23 protein-coding genes are annotated in these 25,473 nt (G+C 64.6%); 3 read left to right on the forward strand and 20 right to left on the reverse strand.

Annotated elements, in window-relative coordinates; genetic code table 11:
- Positions 1 to 11: 11 nt before the first annotated feature.
- From F3K02_RS10760 to F3K02_RS10855, 20 genes are all read right to left on the reverse strand, one after another.
- Positions 12 to 692, reverse strand: a complete 681-nt coding sequence (locus tag F3K02_RS10760) for an LON peptidase substrate-binding domain-containing protein (RefSeq protein ID WP_177135603.1) — start codon at positions 690 to 692, stop codon at positions 12 to 14.
- Positions 689 to 1,567, reverse strand: coding sequence for an acetyl-CoA carboxylase, carboxyltransferase subunit beta (gene accD / locus F3K02_RS10765; RefSeq protein WP_177135604.1), 879 nt, complete (start codon positions 1,565 to 1,567; stop codon positions 689 to 691). Before accD ends, F3K02_RS10760 begins: the two co-directional genes overlap by 4 nt.
- A gap of 52 nt (positions 1,568 to 1,619) precedes the next feature.
- Complete coding sequence (gene trpA / locus F3K02_RS10770) at positions 1,620 to 2,429, reverse strand: tryptophan synthase subunit alpha (RefSeq protein ID WP_177135605.1); 810 nt, start codon at positions 2,427 to 2,429, stop codon at positions 1,620 to 1,622.
- A complete protein-coding gene (gene trpB / locus F3K02_RS10775; protein ID WP_177135606.1) occupies positions 2,426 to 3,715 on the reverse strand; it encodes a tryptophan synthase subunit beta in 1,290 nt (429 codons plus the stop codon). The genes trpA and trpB overlap by 4 nt, the downstream gene beginning before the upstream one ends.
- Positions 3,716 to 3,757: 42 nt before the next feature.
- Positions 3,758 to 4,435 (reverse strand): phosphoribosylanthranilate isomerase, encoded by a 678-nt coding sequence (locus F3K02_RS10780; RefSeq protein ID WP_177135880.1) that lies wholly within the window; start codon positions 4,433 to 4,435, stop codon positions 3,758 to 3,760.
- Positions 4,436 to 4,534: 99 nt separating this feature from the next.
- Positions 4,535 to 5,320: a tRNA pseudouridine(38-40) synthase TruA gene (truA, locus tag F3K02_RS10785; RefSeq protein WP_177135607.1), complete on the reverse strand. Its 786-nt coding sequence runs from the start codon at positions 5,318 to 5,320 to the stop codon at positions 4,535 to 4,537.
- Between the two features lie 74 nt (positions 5,321 to 5,394).
- Positions 5,395 to 8,094 (reverse strand): FimV/HubP family polar landmark protein, encoded by a 2,700-nt coding sequence (locus F3K02_RS10790; protein ID WP_343067063.1) that lies wholly within the window; start codon positions 8,092 to 8,094, stop codon positions 5,395 to 5,397.
- Positions 8,095 to 8,277: 183 nt separating this feature from the next.
- Positions 8,278 to 9,408 (reverse strand): aspartate-semialdehyde dehydrogenase, encoded by a 1,131-nt coding sequence (gene asd / locus F3K02_RS10795; RefSeq protein ID WP_177135608.1) that lies wholly within the window; start codon positions 9,406 to 9,408, stop codon positions 8,278 to 8,280.
- A 291-nt stretch (positions 9,409 to 9,699) separates the two neighbouring features.
- Positions 9,700 to 10,770: a 3-isopropylmalate dehydrogenase gene (gene leuB / locus F3K02_RS10800; RefSeq protein WP_177135609.1), complete on the reverse strand. Its 1,071-nt coding sequence runs from the start codon at positions 10,768 to 10,770 to the stop codon at positions 9,700 to 9,702.
- 33 nt (positions 10,771 to 10,803) lie between these two features.
- The gene (gene leuD, locus F3K02_RS10805) at positions 10,804 to 11,454 is read right to left on the reverse strand and encodes a 3-isopropylmalate dehydratase small subunit (protein WP_177135610.1); all 651 of its coding nucleotides are present in this window, start codon (positions 11,452 to 11,454) and stop codon (positions 10,804 to 10,806) included.
- Between the two features lie 30 nt (positions 11,455 to 11,484).
- The gene (locus F3K02_RS10810; protein WP_177135611.1) at positions 11,485 to 11,739 is read right to left on the reverse strand and encodes a hypothetical protein; all 255 of its coding nucleotides are present in this window, start codon (positions 11,737 to 11,739) and stop codon (positions 11,485 to 11,487) included.
- Between the two features lie 35 nt (positions 11,740 to 11,774).
- Positions 11,775 to 13,196 (reverse strand): 3-isopropylmalate dehydratase large subunit, encoded by a 1,422-nt coding sequence (gene leuC / locus F3K02_RS10815; protein ID WP_177135612.1) that lies wholly within the window; start codon positions 13,194 to 13,196, stop codon positions 11,775 to 11,777.
- Positions 13,197 to 13,223: 27 nt separating this feature from the next.
- Positions 13,224 to 14,174, reverse strand: a complete 951-nt coding sequence (locus tag F3K02_RS10820; RefSeq protein ID WP_177135613.1) for a LysR family transcriptional regulator — start codon at positions 14,172 to 14,174, stop codon at positions 13,224 to 13,226.
- 204 nt (positions 14,175 to 14,378) lie between these two features.
- The gene (gene gltA / locus F3K02_RS10825; RefSeq protein ID WP_177135614.1) at positions 14,379 to 15,689 is read right to left on the reverse strand and encodes a citrate synthase; all 1,311 of its coding nucleotides are present in this window, start codon (positions 15,687 to 15,689) and stop codon (positions 14,379 to 14,381) included.
- A gap of 20 nt (positions 15,690 to 15,709) precedes the next feature.
- Complete coding sequence (locus F3K02_RS10830; protein ID WP_177135615.1) at positions 15,710 to 16,000, reverse strand: FAD assembly factor SdhE; 291 nt, start codon at positions 15,998 to 16,000, stop codon at positions 15,710 to 15,712.
- Between the two features lie 19 nt (positions 16,001 to 16,019).
- Entirely contained in the window at positions 16,020 to 16,724 is a 705-nt protein-coding gene (locus F3K02_RS10835) for a succinate dehydrogenase iron-sulfur subunit (protein ID WP_177135616.1), read from the reverse strand.
- 40 nt (positions 16,725 to 16,764) lie between these two features.
- Positions 16,765 to 18,570, reverse strand: coding sequence for a succinate dehydrogenase flavoprotein subunit (gene sdhA / locus F3K02_RS10840; RefSeq protein ID WP_177135617.1), 1,806 nt, complete (start codon positions 18,568 to 18,570; stop codon positions 16,765 to 16,767).
- Between the two features lie 4 nt (positions 18,571 to 18,574).
- Positions 18,575 to 18,940: a succinate dehydrogenase, hydrophobic membrane anchor protein gene (gene sdhD / locus F3K02_RS10845; RefSeq protein ID WP_177135618.1), complete on the reverse strand. Its 366-nt coding sequence runs from the start codon at positions 18,938 to 18,940 to the stop codon at positions 18,575 to 18,577.
- Between the two features lie 26 nt (positions 18,941 to 18,966).
- On the reverse strand, positions 18,967 to 19,398 hold the full coding sequence (gene sdhC, locus F3K02_RS10850) for a succinate dehydrogenase, cytochrome b556 subunit (RefSeq protein WP_177135619.1): 432 nt from the start codon (positions 19,396 to 19,398) through the stop codon (positions 18,967 to 18,969).
- Between the two features lie 161 nt (positions 19,399 to 19,559).
- A complete protein-coding gene (locus F3K02_RS10855; RefSeq protein WP_246309373.1) occupies positions 19,560 to 20,396 on the reverse strand; it encodes a GntR family transcriptional regulator in 837 nt (278 codons plus the stop codon).
- A 225-nt stretch (positions 20,397 to 20,621) separates the two neighbouring features.
- Between F3K02_RS10855 and F3K02_RS10860 the strand changes: the two genes are divergently transcribed.
- The 3 genes from F3K02_RS10860 (at position 20,622) to acnB (ending at position 25,319) form a co-directional block, all read left to right on the forward strand.
- Positions 20,622 to 21,608 carry a malate dehydrogenase gene (locus F3K02_RS10860; protein ID WP_177135620.1) on the forward strand — a complete coding sequence of 329 codons (987 nt, stop codon included), beginning with the start codon at positions 20,622 to 20,624 and terminating at the stop codon, positions 21,606 to 21,608.
- 18 nt (positions 21,609 to 21,626) lie between these two features.
- Positions 21,627 to 22,649 (forward strand): HpcH/HpaI aldolase/citrate lyase family protein, encoded by a 1,023-nt coding sequence (locus F3K02_RS10865; RefSeq protein ID WP_343067064.1) that lies wholly within the window; start codon positions 21,627 to 21,629, stop codon positions 22,647 to 22,649.
- 69 nt (positions 22,650 to 22,718) lie between these two features.
- Positions 22,719 to 25,319, forward strand: a complete 2,601-nt coding sequence (acnB, locus tag F3K02_RS10870; RefSeq protein ID WP_177135621.1) for a bifunctional aconitate hydratase 2/2-methylisocitrate dehydratase — start codon at positions 22,719 to 22,721, stop codon at positions 25,317 to 25,319.
- Positions 25,320 to 25,473 lie beyond the last annotated feature (154 nt).

The following is a 25,473-nucleotide window of genomic DNA, read 5'->3' on the forward strand; positions in this document are numbered from 1 at the left end:
GCGCGGCAGGTTCAGCGCTCGACGCCGAGTTTGTCGAGCAGATCCGAAATCAATTCGAGGCGCAGCATCGGGTTGTCCAGCGTCATCAGCCGGTGTTTGAGTTCGGCCGGTGCGGGCAGGAGCTCGGCCCAGCGGTTGGCCACCCAGCCGCTGTCGTCCCACTGGTAGGGCGGTTGCAACGGCAGCTCGTTCATGTCGTCGGGCTCGCGTTCCTGCAGGTTGTGCAGCAGGCGCTGCAGCGCATCGCGCGTGGGCACGAGATGTTCGGGCACGGGGATCACAGGTTCTGTGTCGTCAAGTTGCACGTCGCTCACCCACAGGCCGTGCGGCAGTTGGTGGCTGGCGGTCACATGAAAGCGTTGCAGGCCGCGGCAGTGAATCACCAGCAGTCCGGGCTGCGGCCGCTCCAGCTGTTCGATGCGCGCCAGTGTGCCCACCGGGTAAAACACCTCGCGTTCAAAAGCATCGCCGTGGGGCGGGGCCTTGGGATCGATGCGCCGCACTTCGCTGCCTTCGGACAGGCAGACCACGCCAAAAGGCGCACCGGCCTTGTGGCAACGGCTGATCATGTCGAGGTAGCGCACCTCAAAAATGCGCAAGGGCATCCAGCCGCCGGGAAACAGGACGGTCTGCAGCGGAAACAGGGGCAGTTGCGACAGCGCCAGCGGGGCTGCCTCCGGTGGTTCCTTCAATCGGCAACCACCGCGTCGGCACTCTGGCGCTGCAGCATGGCGAGGCAACTGGCCACCGTGGCACGCAGTTCGCGCCGGTCGCAGATGAAGTCGACCGCGCCCTTGGTGATCAGGAACTCAGCGCGCTGGAAGCCTTCGGGCAACTTTACGCGCACGGTGTTCTCGATCACGCGTGGGCCGGCAAAGCCGATCAGCGCCTTGGGTTCGGCGATCACCACGTCGCCCACGAAGGCGAAGCCGGCCGACACGCCGCCCATGGTCGGGTCGGTCAGCACGCTGATGTAGGGCAGGCCCTTCTTGGCCAGACGGGTGAGCGCGGCGTTGGTCTTGGCCATCTGCATCAGCGAGAGCAGACCTTCCTGCATGCGCGCGCCGCCGGTGGCGGTGAAGCAGACGAAGGGCACTTTCTGGGCAATGGCTTCCTCGACGCCGCGAACGAAACGCTCACCCACCACCGAGCCCATGGAGCCGCCCATGAAGTCGAACTCGAAGCAGGCCGCCACCAGGCTGACGCCTTGCACCGCACCACCGATGACGACCAGCGCGTCGGTTTCACCCGTGGTCTCCAGCGCTTCTTTCAGCCGCTCAGGGTACTTGCGGCTGTCCTTGAACTTCAGGGCGTCGACCGGCAGCACCTCCTGACCGATTTCATAACGGCCTTCGGCGTCCATGAAGGCGTTGAGGCGCGCGCGCGCACCGATGCGGTGGTGGTGGCTGCAGTGCGGGCAGACGTTCTGGTTTTTTTCCAGATCGGTCTTGTAGAGCACGGCCTCGCAGCTCGGACACTTGATCCACAGGCCCTCAGGCACGCTGCGGCGCTCGGTCGGGTCGGTGTGGGTGATTTTGGGAGGGAGCAGTTTTTCGAGCCAGGACATAGGGTCTCCTTCGCTGGTTGCCGGGCACGGGTGGCCCGGCGAAGTGGTCGAATTATGCGTCCAGCGCTTTTCGTATGGTGCGCAGGAAATGCATGGCGACCGTCACCACTTTTTCATGTGGTTCGTTCTCGATCAGCTGGATGATCTTGCTGCCGATCACCACCGCGTCGGCGGTCCTGCCGATGGCCTTGGCGGTTTCGGCGTCGCGGATGCCAAAGCCCACGCCCACCGGGATGCTCACATGCGCGCGGATGCGCGGCAGCATGGCTTCAACCTGGCCCACGTCCAGCGTGCCAGCGCCGGTCACGCCCTTGAGCGACACGTAGTACACGTAGCCGCTGGCCACGCGTGCCACCTGCGCCATGCGCTCGTCGGTGCTGGTGGGTGCCAGCAGGAAGATCAGGTCCATGTGGGCGGCACGCAGGGCGGCGGCGAAGTCCTCGCATTCTTCCGGCGGGTAGTCCACCACCAGCACGCCGTCCACGCCCGCAGCCGAGGCATCGCGCACGAAGCTGCCGACGCCGTGTTTCTGGTCGTAGCGCTCGATCGGGTTGGCGTAACCCATCAACACCACGGGCGTGGTGGCGTTGCGTTCGCGGAAGGTTTTCACCATGGCGATGACCTGGGTCAGTCCGATGCCCAGCGCCAGCGCGCGGTCGCCCGCCTTCTGGATCACCGGGCCGTCGGCCGACGGGTCGGAGAACGGCACGCCCAGTTCGATCACGTCGGCGCCAGCTTCCACCATGCCGTGCATGAGATCGGGCGTGATGTCGGCATACGGGAAGCCGGCGGTGACGAAGGGGATCAGTGCCTTGCGGTTTTGCGCCTTCAATTCGGCGAAGGTATTTTCGATACGGCTCATTTGGTCACCTTGATGGTGGCGGTGTCCATGCCGCCTTTGACGGACTGCCCACGGCAGCTCGGTCGGCAATAAAAATCGGCATTCGACAGGTCGGCCACGGTGCCGATGTCCTTGTCGCCCCGACCGGAGAGGTTGACCAGGATCGATTGTGTGGGCTTCATGGTCCTGGCCAGCTTCATGGCGTAGGCCACGGCATGGCTCGATTCCAGCGCGGGAATGATGCCCTCGGTGCGGCACAGATAGTGGAAGGCCTCCAGTGCTTCTTTGTCGGTGATGCCGACGTATTCGGCACGGCCAATGTCTTTCAGGAACGCATGCTCAGGGCCGACGCCGGGGTAGTCCAGACCCGCGCTGACGCTGTGCGTTTCGGTGACCTGGCCGTTGTCGTCCTGCAGCACATAGGTGCGGTTGCCGTGCAGCACGCCGGGGCTGCCTTTCTGCAGCGAGGCCGAGTGTTTGCCGCTCTCCAGGCCTTCGCCCGCCGCTTCCACGCCGATCAGGCGCGTGGCGGCGTGGTCGATGTACGGGTAGAAGATGCCCATGGCGTTGCTGCCGCCGCCCACGCAGGCGACCACCACATCGGGCTGTTCGCCCGAGCAACCGGCGGCCTTGAGCATCTCCGGCATCTGCACCAGGCATTCTTCGCCGATCACGCTCTGGAAGTCGCGCACCATCATCGGGTAGGGGTGTGGGCCGGCCACGGTGCCGATGATGTAGAAGGTGTTGTCCACGTTGGCGACCCAGTCGCGCATGGCTTCGTTGAGCGCGTCTTTCAGCGTCTTGCTGCCGCTCTCCACCGGCACCACGGTGGCACCGAGCAGCTTCATGCGGTAGACGTTGGGGCTCTGGCGCTTGACGTCTTCGCTGCCCATGTAGACCACACATTCCAGGCCGTAGCGGGCGCAGATGGTGGCGGTGGCTACGCCGTGTTGGCCGGCGCCGGTTTCGGCGATCACACGCGGCTTGCCCATGCGCTTGGCGAGCATGGCCTGGCCGATGGTGTTGTTGACCTTGTGGGCGCCGGTGTGGTTCAGGTCTTCGCGCTTCAGGAAGATCTGCGCGCCACCTTGCTCGCGGCTCATGCGCGCGGCGTGGTAGACCGGAGAAGGGCGGCCCACGAAGTGCGCGAGTTCGCTCTTGAATTCGGCTAGGAACTCGGGGTCGTGCTGGTATTTCGCATAGGCGGCCTTGAGCTCGTTGATGGCGTGCGTGAGCGTCTCGCTCACGAAACTGCCACCGTAGATGCCAAAGTGGCCGCGGGCGTCGGGTTGCTGGTAGGTGTCCATGGGGTGTCTCGGTTTAATGGCCCGAGCGACCCGGAAACGGGCTCAGCTCGGACGCGATAAGAGGGTGTCGGCCGCGCGCACGGCGGCGACGAATGCGTGGATCTTGTCGGCGTCCTTGATGCCTTTCGACACCTCGACGCCGGAACTCACGTCAACGGCCCAGGGCCGTACGCGGCTGATGCCATCGATCACGTTTGCAGGCGTGAGTCCACCAGACAAAACGAGGCGAGAGCTGGCGTTTAGAAGCGGATGTGACCAAGGGAAAGCGTTCCAGTCGAATGATTGACCTCCGCCGCCAAAACCCTCGACATGGGCGTCGAGCAAGATAGCCTGGGCGGCAGAAAAGTCTTGCGCGTATTTTAGGAGATCAAAGCCCGCCCCGGCGGGGCCGGTGGGTATGCGCGCCGCGCGCAGGAACGGGCGGCCAGTGGCCAGACAGTCATCGGGTGTTTCGTCGCCGTGGAATTGCAGCAGGGCATTGGGCACGGCAGCAGTACCCTGGGCGATGAATTCGGGGCTGGCGTTCACGAACAACAGCACCGGTGTGACGAAAGCCGGCAAGCAGCACGCCAGTTCACCAGCACGCTCCGGCAAGACGAAGCGCGGGCTCTGGGGGTAGAGCACGAAACCGACCGCGTCCGCACCGGCCTGGACGGCGGTGTCCACGTCGGATTCGCGAGTCAGGCCACAGATCTTGATGCGAGTTCGAAAGGGTTTCATCAGCAGAAGTGACTTGTTCAAGGACACCGCGGAACCGGCTTTGCCGGGCCGCCAGTGTCGCCCCCTTGAGGGGGTGGCGCGAAGCGCCGCGGGGGTGGGTCAGGGAAGCCAGTCGAACGCCGGTGTGCGCGTGGGCAGGCCCAGCGATTGATCGTACACGGGACCCAGAAAATACAGCCCGTCCGGGGAGAAGGTGGGCGCCGCCGCGTCGCGGCTTTTCGCCGCCAGCACCTCGGCCATCCAGCCCACCGGGCGGTTGCCGCTGCCAATGGCGATCAGGCAGCCCATGATGTTGCGGATCATGTGGTGCAGGAAGGCGGATGCTTCGAACTCGAAGCGCCAGTAGGCGCCGCGCCGCGTGATGTCGATGCGTTGCATCAGCTTGACGGGGCTGTGAGCCTGGCATGCCGAGGCCCGAAACGAGGTGAAGTCGTGTTCACCCACCAGCGCCTGCGCCGCCTGCTGCATGGATTCAAGCTGAAGCGGCCGGAACACCCAGCCCACCTGGCCATGGTCGATGCTGGGTCTGACCGGGGATTCAAGCAGCACATAGGCGTAGCGGCGCGAGCGGGCGCTGGCACGGGCGTGAAAGCTGGCTGGCACGCGTTGCGCCCATTGCACGGCAATGTCGGGTGGCAGAAAGCGGTTGGTGCCGCGCACCCAGGCGTTGTCCGGTCGGACGACCGGGGTGTCGAAATGCACCACCTGCATGAGTCCGTGCACGCCGGCATCGGTGCGTCCGGCACACAGCGTGCTGACTTTGTCGAGCGCTGTGAATTCGGTCAGAGCCCGTTCCAGCCGGTCCTGCACCGTGCGGCCGCTGGGTTGACTCTGCCAGCCATCGTAGGCATGGCCGTGGTAGCTGACCCCCAGCGCGATACGCACAGACGGCGCTTCATGGGGTGAAGCGCCGACAGATGTGGCCGTGATCAAAGGTGAATGCAGACCGCGGGCTTGTGTCAGGCGAGGTCGGCCAGGAAGGTGCCTGCCTTGGTTCGCAGAGTGCCGGAGGCTTCGGCCAACACTTCTTCGGCCAGTGATCGCGCGCCTTCAAGGTCACCGATGGCCCGGAACTCTTCGGCCAGGGACAGCTTGGTTTCCAGCGGATTTTCCGCACTCAGTCTGTTGGGTTCTTCACCCGTGGCTGGCTCAGGCTCACTCAACTCCAGTTCAATGTCGCTCAGGTCAAAGGACAGCAGTTCGGCCGTGGGCGGATGGGCTGTGGATGTGCCGTGGTCCTGTCCGTTGCTGCTCTGGACCGATGGCGACGAGGGTTCATCAAAATCGAACGCCGGCAGCACTTCGCTGTCGTCAAATGTGGACTGTTCCGCCGACGCGACCACGGGTTTCGCCGTTGGCGCTGGCGACGACAAAGGCACAGGCTCCGAGGGGAAATCCAGGTCAAAGTCCATCGGACGGGAGGCCAGATCGCTGACCTCGCCGGGGGCGCTGGTGAGCGCCTCCGTTTGCGCCAGATCGTCCAGGCTGGACATCTGGGCTTCCACCCGGGCGGGCATTTGCAGTTCGGCCGGTGCCGAAGGTTCATCCAGCCCGATGTCCAGATCAAGGTCAAGACCGAGGTCGGCGTCAGCGTCGGCGCCGATGGGTGCCCCGGGGGTGGTGTGTTGTGAGAGCGTGCTGTTGCCAAAGGGAATCGTGTTGGCGCTACCTGCAACAACTGCGCCCGGTTTGGCCGCCGGACTGCCGCCAGGCTGGTACAGCGGATTGTTCGGATCCAGTTCTTTGCCCAGACCGCAGGCGTGTTCCCACTCAGCCCCTTGCCCCTGGGTGAGACCGTAGGCTTCGGTGGCCACCACTTCAAAAGCCTTGGTGTCCCGGCGCTTGGCGTAGATCTCCAGCAACTTGTTGTGGATAGCCACGCGTGTGGGGGTGCTGCGCATGGCCTCCTTGAGGATCTCTTCGGCCTGAAGGTCGCGACCGTAGGCCAGGTAGACGTCGGCCTCGGCAACCGGATCCACGTCACCCGCGGCGTCCAGTTGGCTGGGCGAGTACACCATGGAAGAGCCGGAGGCCGACGCTTCGGCGGTGTCGATGCGCTGACCACCGCTGGAGCCAAAGAACGAGTCGGGTTGCAGCCGGCTTTCGAGGAAGGAGCTGTCCGCGGCGGACGTCTTCTTGCGCTGGCGCATGCGGTACAGGCCCAGACCTGCGAGCAGTGCGAGCAATCCACCGGCCGCAGGCAGCACGAATGGGTTGCCGAGCAACTGTCCCATGAAGGAAGGTTCATCGACTGCCGGAACAGGCATCGGTGCAGCGGGTTTGGGCGCGGGTGCTGGCGCAGGTGTTTGTGCAACGGGCGGCGCCGGTGGTTCAACGGGTGCAGTGGGGGTCGCGGGCGCAGGTGTCACTGCAGGCGTTGCAACCACTTCCGGGGTAACCGCCGCCGGCTTCGACGCGTCCGGCGCAGCCGGAGCGCTGCCAGCGGCGGCCGTTGGCGCCGCGGCTGGAGCGATCTTGTTCAGCTCTTCAATGTTGCGGGAGAGTTCAGCGACCCGGGTTGACGCTTCGCCTGCGCGACGTTCCTCAGCGATCTTGGCTTCCGGTGCGGACTGACCTGGCGCGGCACCCTTGGACAGCGTCAGCTTGTCCTGGGTTGCAGGCGCTGGCTTCTGGTCCTGGACTTCGGCCTGCACACGACCCGCGGCTTGCCGGTCTGCGGCGGCGACCTCGGCTGCGGGGACGCGGCTCGCCAGTCGACGGCGGAACTCATTGAAATCGCTGCTCTGCGCTGCGATGATCTGGCGCGCCTCGCCGCTTGGCGTGGCTGCTGCAGCCGTCTCATCGGGCAGCTCCACCAGGGAACCCGCCTTGATTCGGTTGATGTTGCCGCCAATGAAGGCATTGGGGTTGGCCCGCAACATGGCCACGAGCATCTGATCAAGCGACACATTGGCGGGCAGGTTGCTGGCCGCAATGCGTCCAGCGGTGTCACCTGCCTTGACCCGCACACGCTCGGCGGTGCCAGCGTCGGCATCGGGCGCGGCAGATGTCGGTGCGGCCGGACGCGGGGCAGGGGCGGGGGCTGGTGCGCGGGCGACCGGTGCAGAGACAGCCTCTGGTGGCCGGACGGCCGCGGTCGATGGCGCCGCAGGCGGAGTGACCGGTGCAGGCGTCGTCTGTGCTGTCACTGCGGGCGCCAAAGGTGCTGGCACGGGCGGGCGCAGGTTGGGGGGGTCAAACAACAGCGTGTAGTCGCGCACAATGCGGCCCGATGCCCAGTTGGCCTCCAGGATCATGTCCATGAAAGGCTCATTGACTGGGCGGCTGCCTGTCAGGCGCAGGAAAGCGCGGCCATCGGGGCGGCGCTGCAGAACGACCTGGAGGTCGGCCAGCGCAGCATTGAAGTCCATGCCGGCTGCGCGGAACGCGCCTGCTGCGGCCAGGCCCACACGCAGACTGGCCGATTCCTCCGCCGTGATTTCAAGCACATCAACCTCGGCTCGAAGAGGCTCCCCCAACGCCGATTGCACCACCATGCGCCCCAATGCCAAGGCTTGAGCATCGCTGGCCTGCAGCAGGCCGGTGCACAAAACCACCGCGGCCGCTATGGCGTGTAACCGCGCAAGTCCTTTTGAACCGGTATCGCCGGCGGTGGCGCAGGTTCGGATGGATGGTGTGTGGCGGGTGTGAATTGGCACGTTGACCTCGACGTAAAAAACCGAGAATTGACCATAACATCAACGCATTACGGTGACAAGCTGAGAATTCGCTTGAGTTTCCCGGCTTGCGTGTGGCGCGCGTTCAACCCCCGCGGACGTTGTTGTTGCACAACGGGAAGTGGACCTTGGTGGAGGGCCACAACCGTTCCTCCCATCGCGAACTCAGGCGTCCAGCAGGATACGCAGCATGCGGCGCAGCGGTTCGGCAGCGCCCCACAACAACTGGTCGCCGATGGTGAAGGCGCCCACGTATTCCGGGCCCATGGCCAGCTTGCGGATACGACCCACAGGAATCGTCATGGTGCCGGTGACCGCCACGGGCGTCAGGTCCTTGATGGTGGCTTCGCGGGTGTTGGGCACCACTTTGACCCACTGATTGTCTGCAGCGATCATGGCCTCGATATCGGCAGTCGGCACGTCTTTCTTGAGCTTGAAGGTCAGCGCCTGGCTGTGGCAGCGCATCGCACCCACGCGCACGCAGAAACCGTCCACCGGGATGGCGGCCGAGCCGAAGCCCTCACCCATGCCGAGAATCTTGTTGGTTTCGGCCATGCCCTTCCACTCTTCCTTGGACATGCCGTTGCCCAGGTCCTTGTCGATCCAGGGGATCAGCGAACCACCCAGCGGCACGCCGAAGTTGGCCGTCTCGGCGCCGGTCAGGCTGCGCTGCTTGGCGATCACCTTGCGGTCGATCTCCAGGATGGCGCTCTTGGGGTCGTCCAGCAAGGCTTTCACTTCGGCGTTCAGCGTGCCGTACTGCGTCAGCAGTTCGCGCATGTGCTGGGCGCCACCACCGGATGCCGCCTGGTAGGTCTGGGTGCTCATCCACTCCACCAGCCCGGCTTTGTACAGCGCACCCACGCCCATCAGCATGCAGCTCACGGTGCAGTTGCCGCCAACCCAGTTCTTGCCACCGTTGGCCAGCGCGACCTTGATCACCGGCATGTTCACCGGGTCCAGGATGATCACGGCATCCTTTTCCATGCGCAGCGTGGAGGCGGCGTCGATCCAGTGGCCGTTCCAGCCTGCGGCGCGCAGCTTGGGGAAGACCTCACTGGTGTAGTCGCCGCCCTGGGCGGTGATGATGATGTCGCAGCGCTGGAGTGCCGCGATGTCGTGCGCGTCCTGCAGCGTGGTTTCGTTTTTCGCCATCGCCGGAGCCTTGCCGCCGGCGTTCGAGGTGGAGAAGAACAGCGGCTCGATCAGGTCGAAGTCGCTTTCCGCGACCATGCGATCCATCAACACCGAGCCAACCATGCCGCGCCAGCCGACCAAACCAACCAACTTGCTCATTTCAAACGCCCTTTCAAGTAGATAAAACAGGTCCAGACCAGACCGACTTGCCCGGCTCGTCTGGCCGGGGAGGGCGCACGACGAACCAGGCTGGATCAGCCCTTAATGGTCGTGGTTTTGATGGTGATTGCGCGCACGACCACACCGGCCAGGGCGGCGGGTGCTTTGTTCGGGTTGAACGGGTGGGCGGCAAACATGGGTGGAGATTGTACCGGATGGCCGCTTGGGCGAAACTGACACGCGGGCACAAAAAAGGCAGCCTGCGGGCTGCCTGTGTCTGGCGCTGTGCGATCAGCCCAGCGCCTTGACCACCGCGTCGCCCATCTGTGCGGTGCCCACCTTGGTGGTGCCTTCGCTGTAGATGTCGGGCGTGCGCAGGCCTTGCACCAGCACCTTTTGCACGGCGGCTTCGATGCGTTGCGCAGCGGCTTCCTGGTTCAGGCTGAAGCGCAGCATCATGGCCGCGCTCAGGATGGTGGCCAGCGGGTTGGCCACACCCTTGCCGGCGATGTCGGGCGCGCTGCCGTGGCTGGGCTCGTACAGGCCCTGGTTTTTCGAGTTCAGCGAGGCCGAGGGCAGCATGCCGATGGAGCCGGTGAGCATGGAGGCTTCGTCGCTCAGGATGTCGCCGAACATGTTGCCGGTGACGACCACGTCAAAGGCCTTGGGCGCCTTGACGAGTTGCATCGCGGCGTTGTCCACGTACATGTGCTGCAGTTCCACGTCGGGGTACTGGGCGTGCACCTCGGTGACCACGTCTTTCCAGAACTGGAAGGTCTCCAGCACGTTGGCCTTGTCCACGCTGGTGACTTTCTTGTTGCGCTTGCGCGCGGCCTGGAAGGCCACATGGGCGATGCGTTCGATCTCCGGCTTGCTGTAGCGCATGGTGTCGAAGGCTTCTTCGGCACCGGGGAAATGGCCGTCGGTGGCCACGCGGCGGCCGCGCGGCTGGCCGAAGTAGATGTCGCCGGTGAGCTCGCGGATGATGAGGATGTCCAGGCCCGCGATCAGCTCGGGCTTGAGGCTGGACGCTCCCACCAGCTGCTCGTAGCAGATGGCGGGACGGAAGTTGGCGAACAGGCCCAGGTGTTTGCGTAGGCCCAGGATGGCCTGCTCGGGGCGCAAGGGGCGGTCGAGCTTGTCGTACTTCCAGTCGCCGACGGCGCCGAACAGGATGGCGTCGGCCGCCTTGGCCAGGTTGAGCGTGGACTCGGGCAGTGGATGGCCGTGTGCCTCGTAGGCGGCACCGCCCACCAGGGCCGATTCCATTTCGAAGGGGAGGTCGAGTGCCTTGAGCACCTTGACCGCTTCGGCCACGATTTCGGTGCCGATGCCGTCACCCGGGAGAACTGCGATTTTCATGAGATGAATGTCTGGAGTTGATGGGGTGTCCGATCAGGACACCATGGTGTGGGCGAGCCACGGTTTCGTTGCAAGACGCTGGGCTTCGAAGGCTTGTATCTTGTCCTTGTGGCGCAAGGTCAGGCCGATGTCGTCGAGCCCGTTGAGCAGGCAATACTTGCGGAAGGCCTGCACCTCGAACGGGATTTCTTCGCCTTGAGGTTTCACGATCACCTGGCGCTCCAGGTCGATCGTCAGCTGGTAGCCCGGGAAGGCATACACCTCGTCGAACAGCTGGGCGACCGTGGCCTCGGGCAGCACGATGGGCAGCAGACCGTTCTTGAAACAGTTGTTGAAGAAGATGTCGGCGTAGCTCGGTGCAATGACGGCACGAAAGCCGTACTGGTCGATGGCCCAGGGCGCGTGTTCGCGGCTGGAGCCGCAGCCGAAGTTCTTGCGGGTCAGCAGCACCGAGGCGCCAGCGTAGCGCGGCTGGTTCAGCACGAAGTCCGGGTTCGGTTGGCGTGTGGCGGGGTCCTGGCCGGGCTCGCCCTTGTCCAGGTAGCGCCACTCGTCGAACAGGTTGGGACCAAAGCCGGTCTTGCGGATCGACTTGAGGAACTGCTTGGGGATGATGGCGTCGGTGTCGACGTTCTCGCGGTCCATGGGGGCCACGAGGCCCTGGTGAATGGTGAATTTCTGCATGATGGTGTGGGGTGTGTTGCTGGGCTGGCCTCAGTGGGTCGCGTCCTTGACGGCGTCGCCAGCCTTCTCCAGCCCGGAGCCGACGGCCTGACCAGCGGCCTTGCCGCCTTCGACGGTCTTGTCCTTGATCTCAATGGCCTTGTCAACGACCGCGTCCTTGACTTCCACGGCCTTGTCTTTGACCACGTGCGCGTCCTGTTTGACGCCTTGCACGGTGTTGCAGGCGGCCAGGGACATCAGGGCTCCGGTGGCCAGCAGGGTGAGCAGGGGTTTGGTCGAGGACATGTGAGGACTCCTTGATGAGGACTCGGGACGGAGGATCAGGCGATGGTGCGCACGTCAATGAAATGGCCATGGATCGCTGCGGCGGCGGCCATCGCTGGGGAAACCAGGTGGGTGCGGCCACCAGCGCCCTGGCGGCCTTCGAAGTTGCGGTTGCTGGTGGAGGCGCAGCGTTCGCCGGGTTCCAGCCGGTCGGCGTTCATGGCCAGGCACATCGAGCAGCCGGGTTCACGCCACTCGAAGCCGGCAGCCTTGAAGATCTCGTGCAGGCCTTCGCGCTCGGCCTGTTCCTTGACCAGACCGGAGCCGGGAACGACCATCGCCAGCTTGATGTTTTTGGCCACTTTCTGGCCCAGCTTCTTCACCACCGCTGCGGCCTCGCGCATGTCTTCGATGCGGCTGTTGGTGCAGGAGCCGATGAACACCTTGTCCACAAAGATGTCGTTCAGGGCCTTGCCCGGCTCCAGCGCCATGTAGGTGAGCGCACGCTCAATGGCGCCGCGCTTGTTCGGGTCTTTTTCCTTCTCGGGATCGGGCACGCGGGCGTCCACGCCAAGCACCATCTCGGGCGAGGTGCCCCACGTGACCTGCGGCACGATGCTGCTGGCGTCCAGCTCCACCACGGCATCGAACTTCGCATCGGCGTCGGATTGCAGACCCTTCCAGTAGGCCACGGCCTGCTCCCATTCCACGCCGGTGGGGGAGAGCGGGCGACCCTTGACGTATTCGATGGTTTTTTCATCCACCGCCACCAGACCCGCGCGGGCACCGCCTTCGATGGCCATGTTGCACACCGTCATGCGGCCTTCCATCGACAGGGCGCGGATCGCGCTGCCGCCGAATTCGATGGTGTAGCCGGTGCCGCCCGCGGTGCCGATCTTGCCAATGATGGCCAGCACGATGTCCTTGGCGGTCACGCCCTTGGCGAGTTGCCCGTCCACGCGCACCAGCATGTTCTTGGCCTTCTTGGCCAGCAGGGTCTGCGTCGCCATGACGTGCTCGACCTCGCTGGTACCGATGCCGTGCGCGAGTGCGCCAAACGCCCCGTGGGTGCTGGTGTGGCTGTCGCCGCAGACCACCGTCATGCCGGGCAGGGTGGCGCCGTTCTCCGGGCCGATCACGTGCACGATGCCCTGGCGTTGGGACATGAAGGGGAAGAAAGCCGCCGCGCCGAATTCGGCGATGTTGTCGTTCAGCGTGGTGATCTGTTCCTTGCTGATCGGGTCGGTGATGCCGTCGTAGCCCTGTTCCCAACCGGTGGTGGGCGTGTTGTGGTCGGCGGTGGCCACGATCGAACTCACGCGCCAGACCTTGCGGCCCGCCTGGCGCAGGCCTTCAAACGCCTGCGGGCTGGTCACTTCGTGCACGAGGTGGCGGTCGATGTAGAGGACGGACGTGCCATCCTCCTCGGTGTGGACGACGTGTTCGTCCCAGATCTTGTCGTAGAGCGTGCGTGCCATGGGTGGGGTTCCTTTGCTGATGGAATTTTATGCGTGGGGGTCTGTAACGGTGTGTTGCCCGGACTGCTCGCCCAGGTGGGCAACGAGCAGCCGGGCGGTGACGGGCAAGGTTGAAAAATCGCGGGCCACCAGGTCGATCTGCCGGGTGGCCCAGTCATCGGTCAGCGCCACACAGGTGAGCTCGCCCACGCCGTGCATCAGCTCGAAAGCACGCCGGGGCATCAGGCCGACGCCCAGACCGTTGTGGATCATGCGGCACATGGCGTCCAGCCCGGTGACCCGGATGCGCAGCCGGATGCCGCGGCCGGCGGTGGTGGCGGCCTGGTGCATGGCCTGGTAGATGGAACTGTTGGCGTGCAGTCCCACATGATCCCAGTCGAGGCTGTCGGCAAAGGCCAGTTGTTCCTCGCCCGCGAGGGGGTGCACCTGCGGAACGATCAGCACCAGCTGGTCCTGCCGGTAGGGGCGGGTCTGCAGGTCGGGCAGGGGGCCGCTCACCCCCGTGTGGCAGATGCCCAGATCGGCCGCGCCTTCCTGCACGGCCCGCACCACCTCGCTGGACAGGTGTTCCTCCAGATCGATCTTGACCTGGTCGTGCAGGCGGGTGAAGCTGCCCAGGTCCTCGGGCAGGAACTGGACGATGGCCGAGATGTTGGCGTGCATGCGCACATGACCACGCACACCATCGGCGTATTCAGACAGCTCGCCCTGCATCTTGTCCAGGCTGAAGAGCACCGAGCGCGCGTGGTGGAGCAGGCTCTGGCCGGCGGGCGTGGGGCTGGCGCCCCGGGCATGGCGGTAAAGCAGGGTGGTGCCCACGGCGCTTTCAAGATCGGAGAGGCGCTTGCTCACGGCCGAGGTGGCCATGAATTCCTGCTCGGCCGCCTTGCCGATGCTGCCGCGCTCGCACACCGCCACAAAGAGCTGGAGCGAGGTGAGGTCGAGGCGGCGGGTGAAGCTGCGGTCCGGGGTGTTCATGGCTGACTCGTCGTGAATGACGATGAGTTGCCAATTTTCTCACCTTGTTCGCAGGTTGATCATCGCATTTTGCGATGGGTGACCCCGCCAAAACAAAACCCGCCGATGGCGGGTTTTGTGATGGTGACGAGGCCGGCGCGGAACCGGCTCTGCCAGGCCCTGCTGGCGCTTCCTGGAAGGGAGACGCCGCAGGCGGCTCGGGGGTTATCGCTTGAAACCAGCGGGGACGTCGCGGCGCTCGGCGCCCGTGAACAGCTGGCGCGGACGGCCGATCTTGTACTCGGGGTCGCTGATCATTTCGTTGAGCTGGGCGATCCAGCCGACGGTGCGGGCCAGGGCGAAGATGCCGGTGAACAGGTTCACCGGGATGCCGATGGCGCGCTGCACGATGCCGGAATAGAAGTCCACGTTCGGGTACAGCTTGCGCGAGACAAAGTACTCGTCTTCCAGGGCAATGCGCTCCAGTTCCTTGGCCAGCTTGAACAGGGGGTCGTTTTCCAGACCCAGTTCCTTCAGCACTTCGTCGCAGGTTTCCTGCATCAGCTTGGCGCGGGGATCGTAGTTCTTGTAGACGCGGTGACCGAAGCCCATCAGCTTCACGCCGGAGTTCTTGTCCTTGACCTTTTCCATGAACTCGCCGACCTTGGCCACGCCGCCCTGGCGCTGGATGTCTTCCAGCATGTTCAGGCAGGCTTCGTTGGCGCCGCCGTGAGCGGGGCCCCAGAGGCAGGCCACGCCGGCAGCGATGGCGGCAAACGGGTTGGTGCCCGACGAACCGCACAGGCGCACGGTGGAGGTGGAGGCGTTCTGCTCGTGGTCGGCGTGCAGGATGAAGATGCGGTCCAGTGCGCGTTCGAGCACCGGGTTGACTTTGTACTCCTCGCACGGGGTGCCGAACATCATGCGCAGGAAGTTGCCCGAGTAGCTCAGGTCGTTTTTCGGGTACATGTAGGGCTGGCCCACGCCGTACTTGTAGGCCATGGCCACCAGGGTGGGCATCTTGGCGATCAGGCGGATGGCCGCGACGTGGCGGTGCTCCGGGTTGTTGATGTCGGTGCTGTCGTGGTAGAAGGCCGACAGACCACCCACCAGGCCGGTCAGCACGGCCATGGGGTGGGCATCGCGGCGGAAGCCACGCAGGAAGAACTGCATCTGCTCGTTGACCATGGTGTGGTTGATCACGAGCTTGTGGAAGTCGCCGCGTTGCTTGTCGTTCGGCAGATCACCGTTGAGCAGCAGGTAGCAGGTGTCGAGGTAGTCGCAGTTGGTGGCGAGCTGTTCGATGGGGTAGCCACGATACAGCAATTCGCCCTTGTCGCCATCGATGTAGGTGATGGCCGACTGGCAGGACGCGGTGGACAGGAAGCCGGGGTCGTAGGTGAACATGCCGGTCTGTGCGTACAGCTTGCGGATGTCAATCACGTCCGGACCGATGCTGCCGGCATACACCGGCATATCGACGCTGGGGCTGCCGTTGGAGAACGACAAGGTGGCTTTGTTGTCTACGAGTTTCATTCGGTTTCCTTTTGAGGGGCTTAAACGGGTAGCCGGGCTGCGCGAAGCATGCCCAATACGTGCGTGACGTCGTCACGGGCCAGCTCGCCTTGGGGTGGCTTTCTTCCCAGCAACAGATCGAGCAGATCGTTGTCGGACAAATCCATTAAAACCCCCAGAGCTTCAGCCTGCCTGACAGTCAAGCCAGATTCGTGCCTGGCGAAGAAGCTGTCAATGAACAGGTCGTTTTCGAGCAGTCCACGGCGGCAGCGCCAGCGCAGCTTGCTCAGAGCGCGTTGATCGAGCAGGGCGTCACAGGTGCTGGCATCCATAGTGGTTCGGGCGCTGCGCTCAGATCGAGCGCATCACCATCATTTCCTTGATCTTGCCAATGGCCTTCGTGGGGTTCAGTCCCTTGGGGCAGACGTCCACACAGTTCATGATGGTGTGGCAGCGGAACAGGCGGTACGGGTCTTCCAGGTTGTCCAGGCGCTCGCTGGTGGCTTCGTCGCGGCTGTCGGCAATGAAGCGGTAGGCTTGGAGCAGGCCGGCCGGGCCGACAAACTTGTCGGGGTTCCACCAGAAGCTGGGGCAGCTGGTCGAGCAGCTGGCGCACAGGATGCACTCGTACAGACCGTTGAGCTCTTCGCGCTCTTCAGGACTCTGCAGGCGCTCGGTCTGGGGCGGCGGCGTGTCGTTGATCAGGTAGGGCTTGATGCTGTTGTACTGCTTGAAGAACAGCGTCATGTCCACGATCAGGTCGCGCACCACCGGCAGGCCTGGCAGCGGCTTGAGCGTGATCACGCCGGGCAGGGTGTTCATGTTGGTCAGGCAGGCCAGACCGTTCTTGCCATTGATGTTCATCGCGTCCGAGCCGCAGACGCCTTCGCGGCAGGAGCGGCGGAACGAGATCGAAGGATCGACCTTCTTGAGTTTCATCAGCGCGTCCAGCAGCATGCGCTCGTGGCCGTCCAGCTCGACCTCGATGGTCTGCATGTAGGGCTTGGCGTCTTTTTCCGGGTCGTAGCGGTAGATCTTGAATGTGCGAAGGGCCATGGTGTTTTTTCTCCGGGCTGGTTCGGTTCTGGGTGGGTGCTTAGAAGGTGCGAACCTTCGGGGGCACCGACTCCACGGTCAGCGGCTTCAAGTTGACGGGCTTGTACGACAGGCTGTTGGTGGCGCTGTCCCACAGCGTGTGCTTCATCCACTCGGCGTCGTTGCGACCCAGCGGGAACTGGGCGTCGTCGGCGGGGCGCTCGTAGTCGTTCACGGTGTGCGCACCGCGGCATTCCTTGCGGGCCGCGGCCGAGGTCATGGTGGCTTGCGCCACTTCCATCAGGTTGTCCACTTCCAGCGCTTCGATGCGTGCCGTGTTGAACACCTTGGACTTGTCACCCAGGGTGATCTTGGCCACGCGCGAGCGCAGGGCGTTGATCTTGGTGACGCCTTCGTCCATGCTGGCCTGGGTGCGGAACACGCCCGCGTGCTGCTGCATGATGGCGCGCATGTCGTTGGCCACGTCCTGGGCGTATTCGCCTTCGCTCGATGCATCCAGGCGCGCGAGGCGGGCCAGGGTCTTGTCGGCGGCGTCGGCGGGCAGGGGTTTGTGCGCCTGAAGCTTGTTGTTGTTCTCGACGATGTGGTTGCCGGCGGCGCGACCGAACACCAGCAGGTCCAGCAGCGAGTTCGTGCCCAGGCGGTTGGCGCCGTGCACCGACACGCAGGCGCATTCGCCGACAGCGTAGAGGCCGTTGACGATTTTTTGCGAGCCGCTGCCATCGGGCGTGACGACTTGGCCGTTGATGTTGGTCGGGATGCCACCCATCTGGTAGTGGATGGTGGGCACCACGGGGATCGGTTCGCGCGTGATGTCGACGTTGGCAAAGTTGTGGCCGATTTCTTCCACCGAGGGCAGGCGCTTGCGGATCGTTTCGGCGCCCAAGTGGTCGAGCTTCATCAGCACGTAGTCCTTGTTGGGACCGCAGCCACGGCCTTCCTTGATTTCCTGGTCCATGCAGCGCGAAACGAAGTCGCGCGGGGCCAGATCCTTCAGGGTGGGCGCGTAGCGCTCCATGAAACGTTCGCCTTCGCTGTTGAGCAGGATCGCGCCTTCGCCGCGGCAGCCTTCGGTCAGCAGCACGCCCGCGCCGGCCACGCCGGTGGGGTGGAATTGCCAGAACTCCATGTCCTGCAGCGGCACACCAGCACGCGCCGCCATGCCCAGGCCGTCGCCGGTGTTGATGAAGGCGTTGGTGGAGGCGGCGAAGATGCGGCCTGCGCCACCCGTGGCCAGCAGGGTCTGCTTGGCTTCGAGGATGTAGGTCTCGCCGGTTTCCATTTCCAGCGCGGTCACGCCGATCACGTCGCCGTCGGCGTCGCGGATCAGGTCGAGCGCCATCCATTCGACGAAGAAGGTGGTGCGGGCCTGCACGTTCTGCTGGTACAGGGTGTGCAGCATGGCGTGGCCGGTGCGGTCGGCTGCGGCGCAGGCGCGCTGCACGGGCTTTTCACCGTAGTTGGCGGTGTGACCGCCGAAGGGGCGCTGGTAGATCGTGCCGTCGGGGTTGCGGTCGAACGGCATGCCGAAGTGCTCGAGCTCGTAGACCACCTTGGGCGCTTCGCGGCACATGAACTCGATCGCATCCTGGTCGCCCAGCCAGTCGGAACCCTTGATGGTGTCGTAGAAGTGGTAGTGCCAGTTGTCTTCGCTCATGTTGCCGAGCGAGGCGGACACGCCGCCCTGGGCCGCCACGGTGTGCGAACGGGTCGGGAACACTTTGGAGAGCACGGCCACTTTCAGGCCGGCGCGGGCGAGTTGCAGCGAGGCGCGCATGCCGGAGCCGCCGGCGCCGACGATCACGACGTCAAATTGGCGCTTGGGGAGATTTGCAGTAACGGTCATGGCTTCAGAGCCTCCAGAGAACTTGAACAGCCCAGCCCAGACAGGCCACGAGCCAGACGATGGTGAAGATGTGCAGCACAAGGCGGATGCCGGCGGGCTTGACGTAGTCCATCCAGATGTCGCGCATGCCGAACCAGACGTGCCAAGCCAGGGCCACGAACACGACAAAGGTCAGGGCCTTCATCCACTGGGCAGCGAAGATGCCGGCCCAGGTTTCGTAGCCCATGGGGCCGCTGGAAAAAATCACCTGCGCGAGCACGATGAACGTGAAGAGGGCGACGAGGCCGCCGGTGACGCGCTGGGCGAGCCAGTCGCGCAGGCCGTAGTGGGCGCCGGTGACGACGCGCTTGGAACCGAAGTTGACAGACATGGGGTTGTTCCTCTTGATGACCGTGCTCAGTACAGGCCGAACAGCTTGGCGCCCAGGACCAGCGTGAGGCCGATGCTCAGGGCCAGCGTGACGATGGCGGACGATTTGCCGAACTCTTTGCTGACGGCGTGGGCCACGTCCATGTACAGGTGGCGCAGGCCGGCGATCAGGTGGTGCAGGTAGGCCCAGATGATGGCGAGCACGACCAGCTTGAAGAACCAGCCCGGCACGAAACCGATGCCAGCGGCGAAGGCCGCGCTGAAGCGTTCAAAGGACAGCTCGGACGACACCGAGGTGTCGAACAGCCAGACGATCAGCGGCAACAGGATGAACATCAGGCCACCGCTGGCGCGGTGCAGGATCGACACCCAACCCGCCAGTGGCAGGCGGTAGGTGGTCAGGTCTGTGAAGGCGTTGATGTTGCGGAATTCGGGCCGCTTCTTGGTCAACTCGGTCATGGTGGGCTTTCTTCCGGTGAGGATGCAGGGAGGTTGGAAGGTTTCTTGTAACTCGTTGGTAACTCAGACCACGGGCCCGCAAATTCTATTGCAACGCAGCATACCGTTGCCTGACACTGGGCGAGTGTGGCGGGTGTTGATGGTGATGCAGACCATGGCACTCAGCTCAATTCGTTGTGGTAGTGCCGGGTTTCCGTGCGGTAGAGGCCGCGGCGCAGTTCCATGGGCACATCGTTGTAGGTGTAGGCCAGCCGTTCGACACTGAGCAGGGCATGCCCGGCTTCGATGTCGAGCCAGCCCGCGGTATCGGCATCGGCGTTGACCGCCTTGAGCTTTTCGACGGCCCTCACCATGCGCACGCCGAACTGGGTCTCGAACAGCGCATACATGGGGCCCTTGTCTTCGGCCAGCGTTTCCAGCGTGAGTCCCTTGAAGGCTGTTCCGGGCAACCACAGGTCTTCCAGAATGGCCGGCGTGCCGCCGAAAGCCAGCACCCGGCGGACCTGCAGCACCGGATCGCCGGTGCGCAAGGCGAGCTGGCGCGCGACTTCCGCCGGTGCGCGCAGACGGCGGCACTCGATGATGCGCCGCTCGGCGGGTCCCTGGGCCTCCAGCGTGCCGGTGTCGGGCAACAGGCGCAGAAAGCGGTACTGGATGTGTTGTTCGGCGTGGGTCGCCACGAAGGTGCCCTTGCCCTGGCGGCGCACGAGCAGGTTGTCGGTGGCAAGTTCGTCGATGGCCTTGCGCACCGTGCCCTGGCTCACCCGGTAGCGCGCGGCCAGGTCGAACTCGCTGGGAATCATGTCGCCCGGTTTCCACTCGCCGGCCTGCAGGCTGCGCAGGATCAGGGTCTTGATCTGCTGGTACAGCGGGCTGAACGCAGGGGCGCCCTGACCGGGTGAACCGATGGCGTCGCCGCTGTTCTGTGCACCCGGATCCCCTGTGGATCGGGTGTCCATTGATGACGGATCGGGCAGAAAGGCGGGTGGGGTTGCCATGGTTTTGTGAACTCGATGGTGTCACCGTGGGTGTCCGGCGACGAGGTCAATGATATCTTATATAAGACATAAGACAAATTGACCAATCAGGGTTTGCGAGGGTACACTCCAAGGCTGAGCCTGATTCACGGTTTGCGGGTTTACCCGCGCTTTGTGAGGTCCCGGACTCGGGGTTCGTCCCGTCCGCTTTTCATTTATCCAACGTCCTTTTCTGGAGTTTTCACCATGAGCAAGAAGCCCGTTCGTGTTGCCGTCACCGGTGCCGCAGGTCAAATTGGTTACGCCCTGTTGTTCCGCATCGCCTCGGGCGAAATGCTGGGCAAAGACCAGCCTGTGATCCTGCAACTGCTGGAAATCCCCGACGAGAAGGCCCAGAAGGCGCTCAAGGGCGTGATGATGGAATTGGAAGACTGCGCCTTCCCGCTGCTGGCTGGCATGGAAGCCCACAGCGATCCGATGACCGCCTTCAAGGACACCGACTACGCGCTGCTGGTGGGCTCGCGTCCGCGCGGCCCCGGCATGGAGCGTGCCGAGCTGCTCGCCATCAACGGCGCCATCTTCACGACCCAGGGCAAGGCACTCAACGCCGTCGCTTCGCGCGACGTCAAGGTGCTGGTGGTCGGCAACCCCGCCAACACCAACGCCTACATCGCCATGAAGGCCGCCCCCGATCTGAAGCCGGGCAACTTCACCGCCATGCTGCGTCTGGACCACAACCGTGCCGCCAGCCAGCTGGCCGCCAAAACCGGCAAGGCCGTGTCGTCCATCAAGAAGCTGGCCGTGTGGGGCAACCACTCGCCCACGATGTACGCCGACTACCGCTTCGCCACCATCGACGGCGCTTCGGTCAAGGACATGATCAACGACCAGGTCTGGAACAAGGACGTGTTCCTGCCCACCGTCGGCAAGCGCGGCGCGGCCATCATCGAAGCACGTGGCCTGAGCTCCGCCGCCTCGGCCGCCAACGCCGCCATCGACCACATGCGCGACTGGGCCCTGGGCACCAACGGCGAATGGGTCACGATGGGCATCCCGTCGCAAGGCTGGTACGGCATCCCCAAGGAAGTCATGTTCGGCTTCCCGGTCACCTGTGCCAACGGCGAATACACCGTGGTCGAAGGCCTGGACATCGACGCCTTCTCGCAAGAGTGCATCAACAAGACCCTGGCCGAGCTGCAGGGCGAGCAGGACGGCGTCAAGCACCTGCTGTAACCCGTTGGTAACCACGGCGTGATCCATCCGCGCGACATCCTCCTCGGTGCCCAGGCCGGCGCGTTCGCGCTGCCGGTCTGCGACCACTACAGCGGGGTGGAGTTGCGGATGCGAAAGAGCCTGCATTTGCAGGCCGAGATGACGGCCGAGTTCGGTACCTGTGTCTTTGACGTCACGCTGGATTGCGAAGACGGTGCGCCCGTGGGCGGCGAGGCCGATCACGCGGCGCTGGTGACCGGACTGGCCCTGGCCGCCGCGCCCGAAGCCCGCGTGGCCGTGCGCGTGCACCCGGTGGACCACCCGGCGTTCGACGCCGATGTGTCCACCATCGCGGGCCAGGCCGCATCCCGCCTGACGCACCTGATGGTGCCCAAGGTCGAGTCGGTGGCCGATGTGCAGCGTGCTGTCGCGGCCATGGACGCCGCCGGTGCGACCTCACTCCCGTTGCATGTGCTGATCGAGTCGCCCGCCGCGGTGCACCGCGCCTTTGACATCGCCGCGCACCCGCGCGTGCAGTCGCTCAGCTTCGGCCTGATGGATTTTGTGTCGGCCCATGGTGGCGCGATCCCGGCCGATGGCATGGGCGTGACCGGTCAATTCAGCCACCCGCTGGTGCTGCGCGCCAAGATCGAGATCGCTTCGGCCTGCCACGCACACGGCAAGGTGCCCTCGCACAACGTGGTCACCGAGTTCAAGGACCCGGCCGCGTTGCAGACCGCTGCGCACAAGGCCGCCCGCGAACTCGGCTACACCCGCATGTGGAGCATCCACCCGGACCAGATCCGGCCGATCCTGGCCGCGTTTGCGCCCGAAGACCGCGAGATCCACACGGCTGCCGGCATCATCGAACGCGCCGCTGCCGCCGACTGGGCCCCGGTGCAGTTCGACGGCCGTCTGCACGACCGTGCGAGTTACCGCTTCTACTGGCAGGTGCTCGAACGGGCGCACCAGACCGGGCATGCCGTGCCCGAATCCGTGCGCCACTGGTTCGAATCAGCCCCACCGGCGCCCCTGGCGGCGGTCCAAGCCGTGCGGCACTGAGTTTGCTTGGTCCCCACGCACCCTGTTTTCCCCCATAACAGTTCCTTCCCCACCCCTCTGGAGAAAACCATGTCGACCTTCCTGACCGACTACCGCGCCCACGCTGCCGAACGCGCCGCCCTGGGCATTCCGCCGCTGCCGCTTGAAGCCAAGCAGGTCGCCGACCTGATCGAACTGATCAAGGCCCCGCCGGCCGGTGAAGACGCGTTCCTGATGGACCTGCTCACGCACCGCGTGCCCCCGGGCGTGGACGATGCGGCCAAGGTCAAGGCCTCGTTCCTGGCTGCGGTCGCCCACGGCGATGAAAAGGTCGGTCTGATCTCCAAGGCCAAGGCCACCGAGCTGCTCGGCACCATGGTGGGCGGCTACAACGTGCACCCGCTGATCGAGCTGCTGGACGACGCCGAAGTCGCCGCCGTGGCCGCCGCCGCGCTGAAGAAGACGTTGCTGATGTTCGACTTCTTCAACGACGTCGCCGAAAAAGCCAAGGCCGGCAACGCCCATGCCAAGGACGTGATGCAGAGCTGGGCCGACGGCGAGTGGTTCACCAGCCGCCCCGAAGTCGACAAGAAAATCACCGTCACCGTGTTCAAGGTGCCGGGCGAAACCAACACCGACGACCTGTCGCCCGCGCCCGACGCCTGGAGCCGCCCCGACATCCCGCTGCACTACCTGGCGATGCTGAAGAACACCCGCGAAGGCGCTGCCTTCAAGCCCGAAGAAGACGGCAAGCGCGGCCCGATGCAGTTCATCGAAGACCTGAAGAAGAAGGGCCACCTCGTGGCCTACGTGGGCGACGTGGTGGGCACTGGCTCTTCGCGCAAGTCCGCCACCAACAGCGTGATCTGGGCCACGGGTCAAGACATCCCGTTCGTGCCGAACAAGCGCTTCGGCGGCGTCACGCTGGGCGGCAAGATCGCCCCCATCTTCTTCAACACCCAGGAAGACTCGGGCTCGCTGCCGATCGAAGTGGACGTGTCCAAGCTGGAAATGGGCGACGTCGTTGACGTGATGCCCTACGACGGCAAGATCGTGCGCAACGGCGAAACCGTGGTCGAGTTCAAGCTCAAGAGCGACGTGCTGTTCGACGAAGTGCGTGCAGGCGGCCGTATCAACCTGATCATCGGCCGTTCGCTCACCGCCAAGGCACGCGAGTTCCTGGGGCTGCCCGCCTCAACGCTGTTCCGCCTGCCGACCACACCCGTGGCGACCAAAGCCGGCTTCACGCTGGCGCAGAAGATGGTCGGCCGCGCGGTCGGCCTGCCGGAAGGCCAGGGCGTGCGCCCCGGCACCTACTGCGAGCCGAAGATGACCACCGTGGGTTCGCAGGACACCACCGGCCCGATGACGCGCGACGAGCTGAAAGACCTGGCCTGCCTGGGCTTCAGCGCCGACCTGGTGATGCAGTCCTTCTGTCACACCGCGGCCTACCCGAAGCCGGTCGACGTGAAGACGCACCGCGAACTGCCCAAGTTCATCTCCAGCCGTGGCGGCGTGGCCCTGCGCCCGGGCGACGGCGTGATCCACAGCTGGCTCAACCGCCTGCTGCTGCCCGACACCGTGGGCACCGGCGGTGACTCGCACACCCGCTTCCCGATCGGCATTTCTTTCCCCGCCGGTTCCGGCCTCGTGGCCTTCGGCGCCGCCACCGGCGTGATGCCGCTGGACATGCCCGAATCGGTGCTGGTGCGCTTCAAGGGCACGATGCAGCCCGGCATCACGCTGCGCGACCTCGTGCACGCCATTCCGCTGTACGCCATCAAGGCCGGTCTGCTGACCGTGGCCAAGGCCGGCAAGAAGAACGTGTTCTCCGGCCGCATCCTGGAAATCGAAGGCCTGCCCGACCTGAAGGTCGAACAGGCGTTCGAGCTGTCCGACGCTTCCGCTGAGCGCTCGGCCGCTGGTTGCACCGTGAAGCTGAACCCCGCTCCGATCAAGGAATACCTCACCAGCAACATCGTGCTGATGAAGAACATGATCGCCGACGGTTACGCCGACGCGCGCACGCTGCAGCGCCGCATCGAGAAAGTCGAAGCCTGGCTGGCCAATCCGAGCCTGCTCGAAGCCGACAAGGACGCCGAATACGCGGCCGTGATCGAGATCGACCTGAACGAACTGACCGAGCCTGTGCTGTGCTGCCCGAACGACCCGGACGACGCCAAGCTGCTGAGCGAAGTTGCTGGCGCCAAGATCGACGAAGTGTTCATCGGCTCCTGCATGACCAACATCGGTCACTTCCGCGCCGCCTCCAAGCTGCTCGAAGGCAAGCGCGACATCCCGGTCAAGCTGTGGATCGCCCCGCCGACCAAGATGGACGCTTCGGAGCTGACCAAGGAAGGCCACTACGGCGTCTTCGGTGCCGCCGGTGCCCGCACCGAAATGCCGGGCTGCTCGCTGTGCATGGGCAACCAGGCGCAGGTGCGTGAAGGCGCGACCGTGGTCTCCACCTCGACCCGCAACTTCCCGAACCGCCTGGGCAAGAACACGTTTGTGTACCTGGCCTCGGCCGAGCTGGCCGCCATCGCCTCCAAGATCGGCCGCATTCCCACCGTGGCCGAATACCAGGCCGACATGGGCGTGATCAACAAGGACGGCAGCAAGATCTACCAGTACCTGAACTTCGACCAGATCGAAGAGTACGCAGAAACCGCCAAGGGCGTGACGGCTTGATCGTCCACGCGCTGAGCGATTGAGAACGGCCCTCCGGGGCCGTTTTTTTTTGCCGATGCGTCGCCATCCCGGCGAGCGCAGGCGCCTTGTTATGCTGACCGCATGAGGACATCACAGGCGCCATGGAGCATCGCAGCGCGGCTGGGCACCCTGC

Origin of the sequence: Hydrogenophaga aromaticivorans (genome assembly GCF_013387465.1) — a bacterium.
GTDB classification, from domain to species: domain Bacteria; phylum Pseudomonadota; class Gammaproteobacteria; order Burkholderiales; family Burkholderiaceae_C; genus Hydrogenophaga; species Hydrogenophaga aromaticivorans.